Here is a 13,450-nt window from a genome sequence, read left to right as displayed (position 1 = left end):
AAGGGGAGTCTGCTCGTGCTGAAGTACACCGCCGTCGCCGCGGCGTCGAAGGCCTTCTCGGTCAACAACGTCACGCGCCGCGCCTACCGCGTGCTCGGCAACAAGGTGCTGGAGCGGATGCGGCTCGACTCGGGCATCCCCGCGCCCTATCTCGACCGCGCGGTCCGGCTCCTCGAGACGTGCGATCGCTACTCCGCCCTCGCGGCCGGCGACCGGGTGCTCGAGCTCGGCACCGGCTGGGTGCACTGGGAGGCGACGATCCTGCGCCTCTTCCACGACGTCGAGGTGACGCTCTACGACGTCGTCGACAACCGCCTGCCCAGGGCCTACCGCGCGTGGCTCGGGCAGCTCCGCGACGAGCTCGACGGCGACTTCGGTCGGCGGCTCCCGGTGTCGGCCGAGCGTCTCGACGCCGCGCGGGCTCTCGCCGACCGCGCGCTGCGTACCGAGTCCTACGACGAGCTCTACGCCCTCATGGGGTTCCGCTACGTGCTCGACCCGAGCGGCATGCTCGCCGGCGTCCCCCCGAACTCGTACGCGCTCGTCGTGAGCGCCGACGTCCTCGAGCACGTGCCCGCCAGGACGCTCCCGACCTACCTCGACGAGGCACGGGAACGGCTCCTGCCCGGGGGCCTCTCGGTGCACCAGATTGACCTCGTCGACCACTTCACCTACTTCGACCCCACGTGCTCGAAGAAGAACTACTACCGCTACACCGACGAATCCTGGCGGCGCTGGTTCGACTCCGACGTGCAGTACATCAACCGGGTGCAGTGCCCGGAGTGGCGCGCGCTGTTCGCGGATGCCGGCTTCGAGGCGATGGAGGAGGACCAGGTGTCGGAGCCCCTGCCCCCGCACGGCCTAGCGCCGGAGTACGCCGACCTGTCGGCGCCCGACCGCGAGTGCATGCAGATGCTCGTCGTGCACCGCCGCTCCGAAAGGACGCCGGCTTCGGTCTGACGACCTGGTCGACGTGGCCCGCCGACCGAGAATTCGTTCGCACCATCATGAGGACGCCAGACACGAACGTTTCTTGCCGTCGGCCCGATCGGGCCGCAGCTCGAAGGAACAGGCGGCTCGGCCGGCGGCGACCATGACGATGCGGGTTCCGTCCAGCGCGAGTAGATTCGCGACGGCGATGGTCGGCAGCGCAGCCCACGGGGTTCGGGAGTCCGGGTCCCAGGGCCGCACCGTCCCGATCGTCGGCGCCCCGGTCGCTGCCCCCGCTCCCTGAGACGAACAGCGGTCGGCCATCGGGGGTCCCAGAGGCGCAGCGTCGCGTTGTCGTGCCCGGGGTCGGCGCGCACAGCGCCGCCCCGAGTCGCCGACCGACGCCCGACAGATCAGGCGATGCAGGTGAAAGCTGCCTGAAAGGCCTGGTGCGTTGCCTTGCCCCATGGGAACGATTCCGAGTCGCCGTTCGCGGGCTACGGCTGCGGGACTTGCGGCCCTCGCGGCAGCGGTGCTGGTCGTCGTGTCGGCGTGCGAGGACGACAGCCAGGGCAGCGGCGGCTACGGCGCCGGCTACGGCAGCGGATCGACCCCGTCGTGGCCGACGACCTCCACCGGGCCATCGCTTCCCGACCTCGGCGACATCCCATTACCGAACGATGTCCCGACCTGGCGTCGAGCTCCCGAGCCGCTCCCGATCCCGGAGCACCCTCCCATCAAGCTCCCGCACCTTCCCATTCCCTGAGCCTCACGGGTCACTCCGCGCCGATCGGGACGTACAGAGCGTCGACGGCACTAGGTGCTGGCGCGAACAATTCGCCCATACGGTCGAACGAATACGTTCGGGGACGCCGTAGCCTCCCCCCAGGTGCTCACGTGGAGTGACCTCCTGGGGGGAACGATGACGTTCGTGGAGATCCGGCTGCTCGGATCCGTGGCCGTCGAGCGGAACGGGGTGGCGGAATCCCGGCGCAGCCGCAACCACGCCGCGCTGCTCGCGATGCTCGCGCTCAACGCCGGCCGTGCGGTCGACGGCGACGTGCTCATCGACGAGGCGTGGGGCGAGGACCTGCCGCAGAATCCGCGAGGCACCCTCCAGATCGCGCTCACCCGGCTCCGGGCCTGGTTGGGAGAGCGGGCCGAGCCGTGGCTCACCGCGCGCGCCGGGCTCTACACACTGCACCTGCCGCCGGACGCCGTCGACCTCCTGCGCTTCCTTCGGCTCGCCGACGCGGCACTGACGAGCGACGACATCGCGCGCTACGACGAGGCCCGCGACGCCTGGCGGGGGACCCCGTTCCCGGGACTCGACTCCGACCGGCTCGCCGAGGCCCGGCGCACGGCCGAGCAGCGGCGGCGCACGCTCACGGTCCGCCACGCCGCTCTGTTGCTCGACGCCGGTCGTCCCGGAGAGGTCGTGGACCTGCTCGCCGGCGAGGACCGGCTCGACGAGGAGTTCGCGACCCACCTGGTGCGCGCCCTGCGCGAGGGCGGCCGGCACCGCGACGCCGTCGAGACCTTCCTCGACGTGCGCCGACGGCTGCGCGACGAGCTCGGGGTCGAGCCCGGACCAGTGCTGCGTAGCACGTACGCGACCCTCACCCCGCGACACCCGCGACCGGCTCCGGCCCGGGGGCCCGAGATCGTCGGCCGCGCGGCCGTCGTGGCCCCGATTCTCCAGGCGCTGCACGAGGACGGCCGCGTCGTCGTGCTGCACGGTCGAGCCGGCGCGGGGAAGACCGCCGTGCTACGGGCGGTCCTGTCAGGCGCTCGCGACCGGGGAGCCCGCACCGCCGCGAGTGCGTGGGGCGAGAACGGCGCCCCGGCCGCGCCGTGGCACGAGGTGATCGACGACCTCGGGGTCCGCAGTGCCGTTCCGGACCGCGACCTCGGCCCGTGGGTCCACGAGCAGCTCGCGCGCAGCGCCCAGGACGCGCCGCTGCTCGTGGCGCTCGACGACGCGCACCGCGCCGACACCGCATCCCTCGACGTCCTGCGAGTCCTGGCGCGACGGGGCCTGCCGCCCGGTGTCGTCGTGGTGGTGGCCGCGCGGAGCCCCGACAGCACCGAGCACCCGCACTGGGACCGCGCGCTCGCCGAGCTCGGCACGCAGCACGGGGTGACGACCTGCCCGGTGGGCGCGCTCGCCCCGGACGCCGTGGCCACCCTCGTCCGCCGGCGCCTCGCGGCGCTCGATCCCGGCGACGACCTGGCCGCAGCCGTCCTCGACCGCTCCGGCGGTCTGGCGCTGCACGTCACCGCACTGCTCGACCTGCTCGGACGCTGCACGACCCGCGCCGAGGCCGCGCAGGCGATCACGGAAGTGCCCGAGCAGGTACGGGCCGTCGTCGAGCACCAGGCCGCCCAGCTGCCGGCCCTGACGCGCCGCGCGATCGAGGCCCTCGCCGTGCTCCGCCCGATCGACCTGACCAGCCTCGCCGCCGTCCTCGCCCGCCGCCCCCTCGACCTCGCCGACGACCTTGAGGTCGCCGTCCGTGCCGGGCTGGTGACGGGGGAGGGCGACCGCTACGTGCTGCGACACGACCTCGACGCCGACGGGCTGCGCGACGGCGTCTCGCGGGTGCGGGCAGCCCACCTGCACCTGGCCCGCCTCGACGCGCTCGACGACGCGGCCGACGTCTTCACCGTGCTGCGCCACGCCGAGGGCGCGGCATCGCTGCTGCCGCCGCTCCGGGTGGCCACGGCTCGGGTGGACGCCGGGGTGGAGTCCTACCGGCGGCGCGCCCTGCCCGAGGCGTCGGCCCTGTTCGAGGCGGCTCTCCCGGCGGCCGCCGACGACGTCCGGGCCCGGCTGCTCGCGTACCGGGCGCTGTGCCTCTCCGCGCTGGGCGGCGACGCCGACGATCCCGACGATGCCCTGGACGAGGCTCTCGACGCCGCGCTCGCGGTCGGCGACGACGAGCTGGCGGTGCTCGTCGCGATCGGCGACGAACCCCTCGGCCTGTCCGTGCAGGGGGACCCTCGTCGCTACGGGCGGCTGTGCCGGCTCCTCGGGAGGCCGCTGGGCCCGCGGCCGCGATTCGACCTGGTGGTGGCGACGATCCGCGAGGCCGAGGCGACGGCGCAGGACGCCGCGCCCGAGCTCATGGCCGAGGCCCTGGCGCTGGCCGACGACCTCGCCCGCGTCGACCCGCACGCCCACGCCCGGGTGCGGACGTTGGAGGCGCGCAGCCTCGTCGACGGCTCCCGCCCCGCGCTGGACCGCCTCGCGATCGCCGCCGACGCCCACCGGCTCGCCGTCGCCACGGAGGACCCGGCCCTCTTCCTCGACGCCACCGAGCTGCTGATGTCCGCCGAGCTCACCGCAGGGCACTCGGAGCGCGCCCACAAGCTGCGCGTCGAGCTGGAGACCGCGGGCGAGCGCTGGTTCCGCCCGCGCTCGATCTGGGCCGCCCAGGTCACCGAGGCCGCGATGCTGCTCGCCGAGGGTGATCCGGGCGCCGACGCCGCCGCGGAACGCGCGGCCGAGCGCGGCGGCGCGCTCGGGCTCCCCGGCGCGCCCCTGGCCGCCGGCGCGCACCTGCTCGTGAAGCGGGTGCTCGGCGGGGGCGTCGCCGAGCTCGCGCCCCTGGCCGCACATGCGTCGGCGCAGTCCCCCAACACCGCGGCGTGGGCCGCCGCCGCGGCCTTCGCCGAGACGTGCGCGGGTCACGACGACGAGGCCCGGGTGCACCTGGCCGAGTTCTCGCGTCGCACCGTGAACCCGGCCATGTGGTTCGGTCCCGCCGCGCGAGCTGTCGCGGCCGCTGCCGCGTTCAACCTGCGGGACACCGCGGTGGCGGCCCACGTCCGTGAGGTGGTGCCCGCCGATCCCGACTCCGCCGTGCTGGTCGGCTTCGGCGGGGCGGTCCTCGGGCCGGTGCCCCTGTGGACCGGTCTCGCCGCGTGGACGCTCGACGACGTCGAGGCCGCCAGGCGCGACCTCACGGCGGCGGCCGCGTTCGCCGACCGCGCCGGCTGGCCGCCGTGGTCCGCGGCGGCCCGCCAGTGCCTTACCGCGCTCGACGACCCGAGCGCGCCGCTACCCCTGGGGCTGCACCGCTGAGCCGCCGTCGCCCGACCAACGACCCTGCATGATCAGCGTCCAGTCGATCACGGACGTCGTGATCGGCGGCGGGGACGACCCGTTCGGACTGGGACCATTGGGGTCGTCCAGCGCATCCGCCGCGATCTCGCCGAGACGGCGACCCAGATTGTGGTAGGCGTCGAACTGGTCACGATCGAACCACTGGTCAGCCGTCGAGTCGTAGGGGAAGTCCGGATTGGCGTGCGCGTACGCGAATACTTCGTACGGCAGGTCCTGGACGAGCCGAGTCTTCACGACGACGAGTCGGCCGTATGGAGTGCCGCTCGGCAGTGGGGTCGGGTACGTGATCGTTCCCCTCACTAGAGCGCTCTTCGACAGCCGCGGGAGCAGGTCCTTCAGCGGTTCGGGGAGCGGGTCGTCCAAGAGAACTGAGCCCGGAGCGAGGTCGTCGGGGTCCTTGAGGTCGACAGTTACGCCCAGTTCCTCGTGCGCAAGTCGGATCGCCTCGAGCAGTGCGGTCGCATAGGGCGGTGCGTCCCCGCTTGAGTCGACGACGATGATCGTCGCGCATCGGTGCCGCAGGGCCTCGACCAGCCCGAGGTTGTCGTAGTGCCCGCCGTCGGTCACGAGGACCAACGGATCGTGGAGCGGATGGCTGCCGAGGATCTCCCGGAGGTGATAGCTCTCGCCACGTACGGCGGGCAGCCGTCGGCGCGTCCAGTCCCGGGAGCCGGCGTCCTGGGACTCACGACGTAGCCACCAGGGGTTCGGCAACCACGCCCCCAACCGTGCATTGCTGAGCGCGAGCAGTACTTCAAACGGTTTGCTCATCACGCCCATGGCTGAAGCGAACGCTGCGCCCGAGAGGGCCATCGCGCCGAGGACGGTGAGGTCGCCCCGGTAGCAGCGAGGGACTCGGTCGTCGAGCGCCTCCGTGCGGACGTAGCCGAGCTGCGCTCCACCGACCCAGTCTCCGCTGAAGGTGTAGGGGACTGGTCGCGTCGGCTTCCCAGGGCCTGCCGAGACCTGGGCAGTAGCGACGAACACGAGGGCCGGAAAGCCCTCGACCTTCTTGGCATAGCAGGAGAGGGCGGTGCGCTCGGCGTAGTCGTACGGCGCGGCGCTGCCGTTCTCCCTCCGCCGGGTGGCGAACACGGTGTTCATGCGCTGGCGATAGAAGGGATGCAGGCTGGCTGTGGTCTGGTCGAAGGTGAGCGCCGCGAGTGCGGCGACGAGGACACCGACGGCGAGTGAGATCAGGAGCCACGTTGGTGCGGGCGGAGGAACGAAGCTCGGGGGAGGAACGGTCGCCGGAGGAACGGGAGCGGGCGTGACGAGCCCCGGAGAGACCTGGGCCACGGTCCAGGCCATCACGATGAGCATAGCGACGATCAACAGGGCCACCACCACGACGACCCCGACCGGCATGAGATAGCGGGTGAATCGCCCCGTCGCGCTCGATGTTCCCCCGGCCGGAGACAGCTTGGTCCCCATCGCCGCGACCGACGAGATCGCCGTCAGGGCTGCACCGATCGCCGCCGTCGTCTGCGCGACGGCGTTGTTGTTCCCCACCCACCAGGCCAGCCAGGGGACCACCAGAGTCACCACGGCGACGAGGAGCGTGATCCCTGCCGGGACCCAGGCGGTCCGTCGCCACGCGGGGCTCGGCGCGCCCGTCAGACCTTCTCGGGCGCCGGCCGCGATCCACAGGAAAACCGTGAGGGCGACGAGAGTGCCGAGCAGCCAGGTGACGCCGCCTGGGTCGTGCCCAACGTGTCCAACCGCGTCCGACACCCCGGGCCCGGCCAGGGGGTACTGCCTGTAGAGAAACCCCAGCACCAGACCGACGGCGACGGACGCGGCCGCGAGCAGGAAGAGGACGTACACCAGGTGCGCGAGCACTACACCGAGCGCGACCATCCACTGGGTGCAGCCCTGCGCGACGTAGTTGCCGTGGTCGCGCATGTGGCGGAGTTCGGCGGTGCCTTGCTCGTAGAGCGGCGGGTTGCGGTTTGCGCGATTCGCGTCGCCGGTATGTTCGGCCTGCATGGCGAGCCGGAGGGCTCCGGCCATGTAGCCACCTCCCGAGACGGAGAACAGGTAACCGTCGTTCGTCAGCTTCCCGGCTGCGCGGAGCATCTGAAGGGCGCCGAGCGTCACGCAGGCCGATCGGATGCCGCCGCCCGAGACGCACACCCCGACCTCGCCGGCGAAGCGCTCCTTTGCCACGCTGGGCGGTAGGGAATTGCTCGGGTCGCCGGACCTGAGCGAACCGGGCTCCACGGTCACAGGCGCGGCCGTCGGGTGGTGCGCCGCCCGTGCACCGACCATCAGGACCGTCGCGAGAGCAACAGCAACCGTCGGTAGGAGCAGCACGAGCTTGAGGACGTCTGCCGACGCCGCCACCCGCCACCACAGCTCGCCGGACTGCGGCTCGGTCAGCTGTTCCAGGCCCCAGGTCACGGCGAGGTTCTCGACGACGTCGAGGAGACCGGCAACCACAGCGGTGCCCACTGCGACCCGGGCGAACAACCGTGCCCGCGGTCCGGCGAAGCACCAACCTCCGACCAGTGTGAGCAGGACGAGGCCGAGTGTGTAGGCGCCGATCAGCCAGTAGTCGGCCGCGAGCGCGGCGGTGTACGTGGCCGAGGGCTGCGTGAACGTCTTCCGGACGGCCTCGACGCTGCCGGCGAGCTGGAGGCCCGGCAAGTCCGGTGGCTTGCCAGCGAAGCGCGAGGAGTAGTACAGGAAACCGACGTCGATCAAGGCGATGCCAGCCGCCATGAGGAGCAACGCGACGAGCCAGTGCGGCACCCGTGCCTGGTGGCCGTCGTTGTGGGTAGGCCCCTTCTGTGTTTGCGTGCTCATCCTAGGAGTGAGCCAGCGCACACTTTCACTTACCTTTCAACCCGAACGCCATCACGCGCGGGTCGGCACCGCGTCCGGCTCAGCGTTCGGCAGCCGATTACCTCTATCGCTGCAGTCCTCGCGCCCCAGCCCCCCTGAGCCCCGGGTGTGGTGGAGGCTTCGATCCCACAGGAAGGTTGAGATCGTGTCGGCACCGAGGAAGTTCAGTGACAAGATACGCGATCGGGCCAAGCGGATGGTCGGCGAGGCCCGAGCGCAGCAGCCGGGCCTGTCGGTCAACTAGGAGGTCGACGGCGTTGGTCAATGCCACCGCCGCCGCTTCCGAGCGACCTCGAGCGGCGGGTGGGCCGGGCGAATCGGGAGAAAGCACCTCAGATAGCCTCACCTACGTGGGGGAGTGCCTGTTGGGCGAGTGGACTAGCGACGGACATGCGCCGAACTGCCGGCGGGGCAACCCGCCATGGCGCCGCGAGAAGGAGTCGCACCCGAGAACGGCGTTGGCTCGCCGCGTGGAGGCCGGGGCGGATCGCCCCGGCATGTCGTGAGCGTCATGGATGAGAGCGTGGAGAGGGAGTTCGATTCCGTTCGGATTCTCGCAGGAACGCCGTCGAGTGATCTGTACCTGGTAGACGGCAGCCGCTTCGGCCGCGATCTCGTCGTGGTGAAGGTGCTGCGGGCTACCGTCGGCGCCGACGAGCGCGACCTCTTCACGGACGGCAACGCTGTGGCGTCCCGGTATCGCCACCCGAATCTCATCGAGGTGCTCTCGGAGGGCCAGCTCAGCGACGGTCGCCTGTGGGTGGCCATGCCGTTCTTCGCGAGAGGGAGTCTCGCGGAGGTCGGCGAGCAGCCGATCGAGACGATGCTGCACGTCGGAGCGCGGGTCGCGGACCTTCTGGACCTCCTGCACGGCCGAGGTGTGCTTCATCGCGACGTGAAACCCGCGAACATTCTGATCGATGATTTCGGGGAGCCCGTCCTCGCCGATCTCCACGTCGCCGGGCGTCTTCACGAGGAAACCACCAGCATCACAACCGGTCTGGCAACCCGGAGCTATGCCGCCCCGGAGATCGTCGAGACGGGCAGGTACACGGTCCGGAGCGAGGTCTACTCCCTGGGCCTCACTTTGGCCGCTCTCGCGACGGACACACCGAGTCCGGCTGAAGAGCTGATCGGACGCATGATCGCCGCCGATCCCGAGCTACGCCCGCGCTCGTGCGGCGAGGTGGCGGAGACGCTGCGTGACCTCCAGCGGGCGCTCGATCTCCCGGTCACCGTCGAGACACCTCCGCTGGAGACGTCGGAACCGTCGCCACGCCGACCGCCGAGAAGGACGTTCCGACGCGTGATCTTCCGTCGCGGGCGGCGCCGCGCAAGCGTCGCTGCCGTGGTGGCCGTGACGCTGTTGGGTGGAGCCGCCGTCGGTGGTGCTGCGCTGACCGGTTGGTTCTCGAGTGGGTCTCCGGTGGCTTCGGAGCGAGCGCCATCCGAGACGGACCAGCCGTACCTGCGCGATGACTTCGACGGTAACCGGCTCGATCCCTCGAAGTGGCTGCCGCCGATGCAACCGGAGCACATCGCTCCGGGCGATCGAGTACTCAATCTGATCGGGACAACGAACTCCGCGGAGACGGTCGACACGGATTTGGTGCCGCGGTCGCAGAACGAGTTCCGTGAGCTAGATTTCCAGGTCGGTGTGTCGTCCGCCGACTATCCTGGTCCCGGCGGTGGTTCCGTGATCGTCACGGAGCAAGGTGGCCGGACGCACCGTTTCATCTACGGCCCGAGCCCCGGCGAGCCGACCGCCGTGATGGGTGCGCTCATCTGCACACGACCGACGTGCTCGACCTACGACGACTACGTGCCGCCGCCCCCTACACGGCCGTTCGAGCGTCTGGCGCCGGCAGACCGAGTGGCCGTGTCGATCGTTCACGTCGGGTCCGAGCTCACGTTCTCCGTCCGTGGGACGGTGATGGCTCGGGCGGTGGTGACTGAGCCCCTGGTGTCGTTCCGCATCAACGCCTATGCCACCCCTGGCGAGCGTTGGAGACTTCTGCTCGACGGGATCCGCGTCTACCGATGAGGGGCGAGGTTCCTAGTGGAACACTCCGCGGAAAGCAAGCAGCGTGCGGGCCCCCCCGCGAGTTCTGACGGGCTGGAGTGAAGTCGATCTAGCGTCTTCTCCCGTAAGCGAACGACGAGCCGGCTGGCTCGACGGCTGGGGGAGGAGACGATGGTCAGGCGCGTACCGAGCCGGAACGGCGGACGGCGACGGAGGGGTCGAGCCCCGCGGGGGCGTGTCCACACGCTGGGTCGTGGCGGGCCGTGCGGACGTCGTCGTAGGTCAGGACCCCGTGCCGGATCAGCAGTTCGATCAGGAGTTCGGGAGATTGGCCAGCGGATGCGCCCCACAGCGCCCGGCGAAGGTGGGACAGGAGTCGCTCGCCGCGGCTCGCGTCCTCGGGCCGGCAGGAGGCCACCTGCCGGTGGGTCGCGATCGCCGGGGGCTCGGTGGTCACCGCAAACCAGGATCTCGCGTAGATGGCGAGAAGGTCGCGCGCGGTCGGCTCGGCCAGGATGTCTCGGCATCTCAGGAGCCCCTCCCGGAGAAGGGTCCCGGTCGGCTCACCGGCGTTCGAGGTCTGCTCGTCCCAGGCCTCGTCAGGGATGGGGCCTCGTGGCGCCGGTGCCGAAGGAGGAGCGCCCACGCGCATCGCGATGACGTAGGGCTGTGCTGGTCCACAGCTGCTGGGAAGCAAGAGCCACGACGACAACCGTCGAGGTCGGAGCGAGCCCATCGGGGGGACAGCCCGACGTCCGTAGCGGACGTCGAACAGGTAAGCATTGCGCATCGTCGCCGAGTGGTTGGTGATCGTCCATCCGCCGTTCACGACGTGGAGGGACACGCCGCGCCTGCTCATGCTCGCGTCTGCGAAGTCATCGCGAGCCCATCGGCGGGTCTCGGTGGGGCTGAGGCTCGAGTACGTCGAGATGCCGAGGTCGGGGCACATCCAGAGAGCATTTGGCGTCGAAGGCAGGCCGGACACGCCTTGACGTCGCTGCGGTGATCCCCGCTGTTACCCGCGGCGTCTGTTCACGGACGTCGGTCACCGAGAGCGAATTCCTCGTCTCGCTAAGTCAGTTCACGACAAGTCGGAATCACAGGATCCCCGGTGGCGGGGAGATTCAGGAGGGATGAACGATGAAGAAGTCTGCGACTCACCTGCTCGGGCGTGTGGCGGTGGCGGCCGCTGTCACGGGCGCGATGAGCGCCGCGACGCTCATGGCAGCTCCGACTGCCCTCGCGGCTGCCCCGAAGGTCTGTACCGCGCACAAGGCAAACACTGCGACCTGGGCCAACTGCAAGAGCACCAACAGCCAGGCGTACTGGGCGCGCCTGACGACGGACTGCGACATCCCTGGCAGCGACTCCAACCACACCACGGTGGGGCGCTGGGAGCTCGTGCCGGCGGGCGGAGACCTCACGATCAGCGGGAACTGCACGTTCAAGGCGGTCAAGGCCACGGTCACGTGGCGCCCCTACTAGCCGACGGGCGACTGTTCCGTCCCGCGGTGGTCGGCCTCCCTCGGGACGGGACCGCTCCCCGTGTCGAGCGGGTAGGGCGACGCGACCAGTAGCGAGAGGTTGGCCTCGGCCGCCGGGTCAGGGAGTTCCGCGGGTGGACCGCGCTCGTCACAGCCTCATGGCGAAGACCCGGCCTGCACCAATTCATCGGACTCGTTGAGGACGCCGGCCTCGAGACACTAGTTCAGCGCGCCTGTGAGGTCGCTTTTCGTCCCGTTTCCAGGGTGAACGGCGAACGGCGATCGAGTCGCTTCGTGAACCGGTCGTCGCGATTCCATTGCAGCCAGGCGGCTTCGATGGCAGGGACGCGCTCGATCGCACGCATCACCGCGGCGGCTGCCCACGACCAGTAGACCGGAGGACCACGGCCTGGCTTCATGAGGTGCGAGATCGCATGGTCACGACGGTGAGCCAGGATGGTGGCGGTACGCAGCGAGAGGAGGCGATCCGCCTCGTGCTCCCACAACGGTCGTGCCGCGAGGGTGTCGAACCAGCAGGCGAGCGCTCCCGACTCCAGCTTCTCGCCACTGGAGGAGATGGTGATGCTGTAGGCCTCGGCGACATCGGGCGGCGCGTCGGGGAGACGTTCGACGATCGGCCGATACCGCGGATCGTCCGCGAGCTCGATGGCCACGGTGATGATCGCACAGCGGCCCGGGAGCGTGGACTCAGGAAGCAGTGCCTCCATCCGAGCGGAGAGCACGTCCCCCAGTGGCCGAAGTCGAACTTAGGCCCTCGCAGACAGCGTTGTCCACACCGTCGGGCGGACGACGCCAGCGGCGAACTCCTCGATGACGTCGGCGATCCCCGCCGTGGCTCCCCCAAGACGCGCAGCGGGTCATCATCGGCTCGATCGAAAGTTACCGATAAACGCTAGACGGGTTATTCGTTCGACTCCCGCAACTTGGGCTCTTCTAGTCTCAATGCCGTTTTTTGGGCGCACCGGGAATCCGCGGCGTCGTCGTCCGGGGCTCGCCGCGGCACGGGAACCCCACGCTCACGCCGCCAGCTCGACACGATCCGCCTGTCCACCGTGCCCCGACCCGCCATCGACACCCATGGCGCTGCAACCCACGTGGCCACCGCGCCCAGTGCCACCCACCCGACGATGCCATGACGCCCCCGGCGAACCCGACCTGATCCCGCGCCCGTGCACAGAGGTGACCGGCCGCATCTCAGGGCAGCACGGGCGCCTTTCAGAAAGCTGTCGACGGCGTCTCCCGGCGACAGAAGCAGCGTTTTTCCTGCTGATGGACGCAGAAGGCATCCCCGATCGGACGTACGCTTCCATTCAGGCGCACACCCGCGGTGACGCCGCTGAGGAAACGATGAGCGACGTTCAGATCCGCCTGCTCGGCGCGGTGGCGGTGGAGCGGGACCGGGTGGCGGAGCTCCGTCGTAGCCGGAACCACGGCGCGATCCTCGGTATGCTGGCCATGAACGCCTGCCAGCCCGTCGACGGCGACCTGCTCATCGACGAGGCCTGGGGCGAGAACCTCCCAAGAACCCCAGAGGTGCCCTGCAGATCGCCCTGCCCCGCCTCCGCACCTGACTGGGGGAGCGTGCCGAACCCCGGATCACGGCCGGAGGCGGCCTGTACACGCTGCACCTCGCCAAGGACGCCGTCGACCTCCTCCGCTTCCACCACCTCGCTGACGCCGCGCTGCGCAGCGACGACCTCGACACGTACGACGAGGCCCAGGAGCCCTGGCGCGGCACGCCAATCCCCGGCCTCGACTCGGACCGGCTTACCGACGCCCGTCGCAACGCCGAGCAGCGCCGACGCACCCTCACCGTCCGCCACGCCGAGCTGCTGCTCGAGCACCGGCGACCCGGCGAGGTCGTCGACCTCCTCACCGGCGAGGACCGTCTCGACGAGGAGCTGGCCGTGCTGCTCATCCGCGCCCTGCGCGACGGCGGCCGGCACCGGGACGCCGTCGAGACCTACCTGGAGGTGCGCCGCCGACTGCGCGACGAGCTCGACGTCGAACCCGGGC

7 protein-coding genes and 1 pseudogene are annotated in these 13,450 nt (G+C 70.6%); 5 read left to right on the top strand and 3 right to left on the bottom strand.

Annotated features, from left to right (window positions below):
- Positions 1-15 precede the first annotated feature (15 nt).
- Together HH311_RS11195 and HH311_RS11190 are read left to right on the top strand one after the other, a co-directional pair.
- Entirely contained in the window at positions 16-960 is a 945-nt protein-coding gene (locus HH311_RS11195) for a class I SAM-dependent methyltransferase (RefSeq protein ID WP_169183741.1), read from the top strand.
- A gap of 859 nt (positions 961-1,819) precedes the next feature.
- The gene (locus tag HH311_RS11190) at positions 1,820-5,017 is read left to right on the top strand and encodes a BTAD domain-containing putative transcriptional regulator (protein ID WP_169183740.1); all 3,198 of its coding nucleotides are present in this window, start codon (positions 1,820-1,822) and stop codon (positions 5,015-5,017) included.
- On the opposite strand, the gene HH311_RS11185 is transcribed toward HH311_RS11190, so the two are convergent.
- Complete coding sequence (locus tag HH311_RS11185) at positions 4,994-7,867, bottom strand: hypothetical protein (protein ID WP_169183739.1); 2,874 nt, start codon at positions 7,865-7,867, stop codon at positions 4,994-4,996. The two genes, HH311_RS11190 and HH311_RS11185, sit on opposite strands and share 24 nt — an antisense overlap.
- Before the next feature lie 550 nt (positions 7,868-8,417).
- On the opposite strand from HH311_RS11185, the gene HH311_RS11180 reads away from it, so the two are divergent.
- On the top strand, positions 8,418-9,950 hold the full coding sequence (locus HH311_RS11180) for a serine/threonine-protein kinase (protein ID WP_169183738.1): 1,533 nt from the start codon (positions 8,418-8,420) through the stop codon (positions 9,948-9,950).
- Positions 9,951-10,104: 154 nt separating this feature from the next.
- Here the strand turns inward: HH311_RS11180 and HH311_RS11175 are convergent, their stop codons facing one another.
- Positions 10,105-10,386, bottom strand: a complete 282-nt coding sequence (locus HH311_RS11175) for a hypothetical protein (protein ID WP_169183737.1) — start codon at positions 10,384-10,386, stop codon at positions 10,105-10,107.
- Positions 10,387-11,150: 764 nt separating this feature from the next.
- Between HH311_RS11175 and HH311_RS11170 the strand changes: the two genes are divergently transcribed.
- Positions 11,151-11,414 (top strand): hypothetical protein, encoded by a 264-nt coding sequence (locus HH311_RS11170; RefSeq protein ID WP_169183736.1) that lies wholly within the window; start codon positions 11,151-11,153, stop codon positions 11,412-11,414.
- A gap of 223 nt (positions 11,415-11,637) precedes the next feature.
- On the opposite strand, the gene HH311_RS11165 is transcribed toward HH311_RS11170, so the two are convergent.
- Positions 11,638-12,087, bottom strand: coding sequence for a hypothetical protein (locus HH311_RS11165; protein ID WP_169183735.1), 450 nt, complete (start codon positions 12,085-12,087; stop codon positions 11,638-11,640).
- Between the two features lie 918 nt (positions 12,088-13,005).
- On the opposite strand from HH311_RS11165, the pseudogene HH311_RS33695 reads away from it, so the two are divergent.
- A pseudogene (locus HH311_RS33695) lies at positions 13,006-13,416 on the top strand (BTAD domain-containing putative transcriptional regulator); the annotation flags it as partial.
- Positions 13,417-13,450: the final 34 nt, after the last annotated feature.

It is taken from the genome of Actinomycetospora sp. TBRC 11914, from assembly GCF_012933465.1.
Classification (GTDB): domain Bacteria; phylum Actinomycetota; class Actinomycetes; order Mycobacteriales; family Pseudonocardiaceae; genus Actinomycetospora.
The sequence above is the reverse complement of the archived record's forward strand: the minus strand, read 5'-3'. Positions and strand labels throughout refer to the sequence as shown.

Bases quoted from the DNA above. Each gene is read 5' to 3' on its own strand.
- HH311_RS11185 (WP_169183739.1), bottom strand. From the start codon at position 7,867: ATGAGCACGCAAACACAGAAGGGGCCTACCCACAACGACGGCCACCAG.
- HH311_RS11180 (WP_169183738.1), top strand. From the start codon at position 8,418: ATGGATGAGAGCGTGGAGAGGGAGTTCGATTCCGTTCGGATTCTCGCA.
- HH311_RS11170 (WP_169183736.1), top strand. From the start codon at position 11,151: ATGGCAGCTCCGACTGCCCTCGCGGCTGCCCCGAAGGTCTGTACCGCG.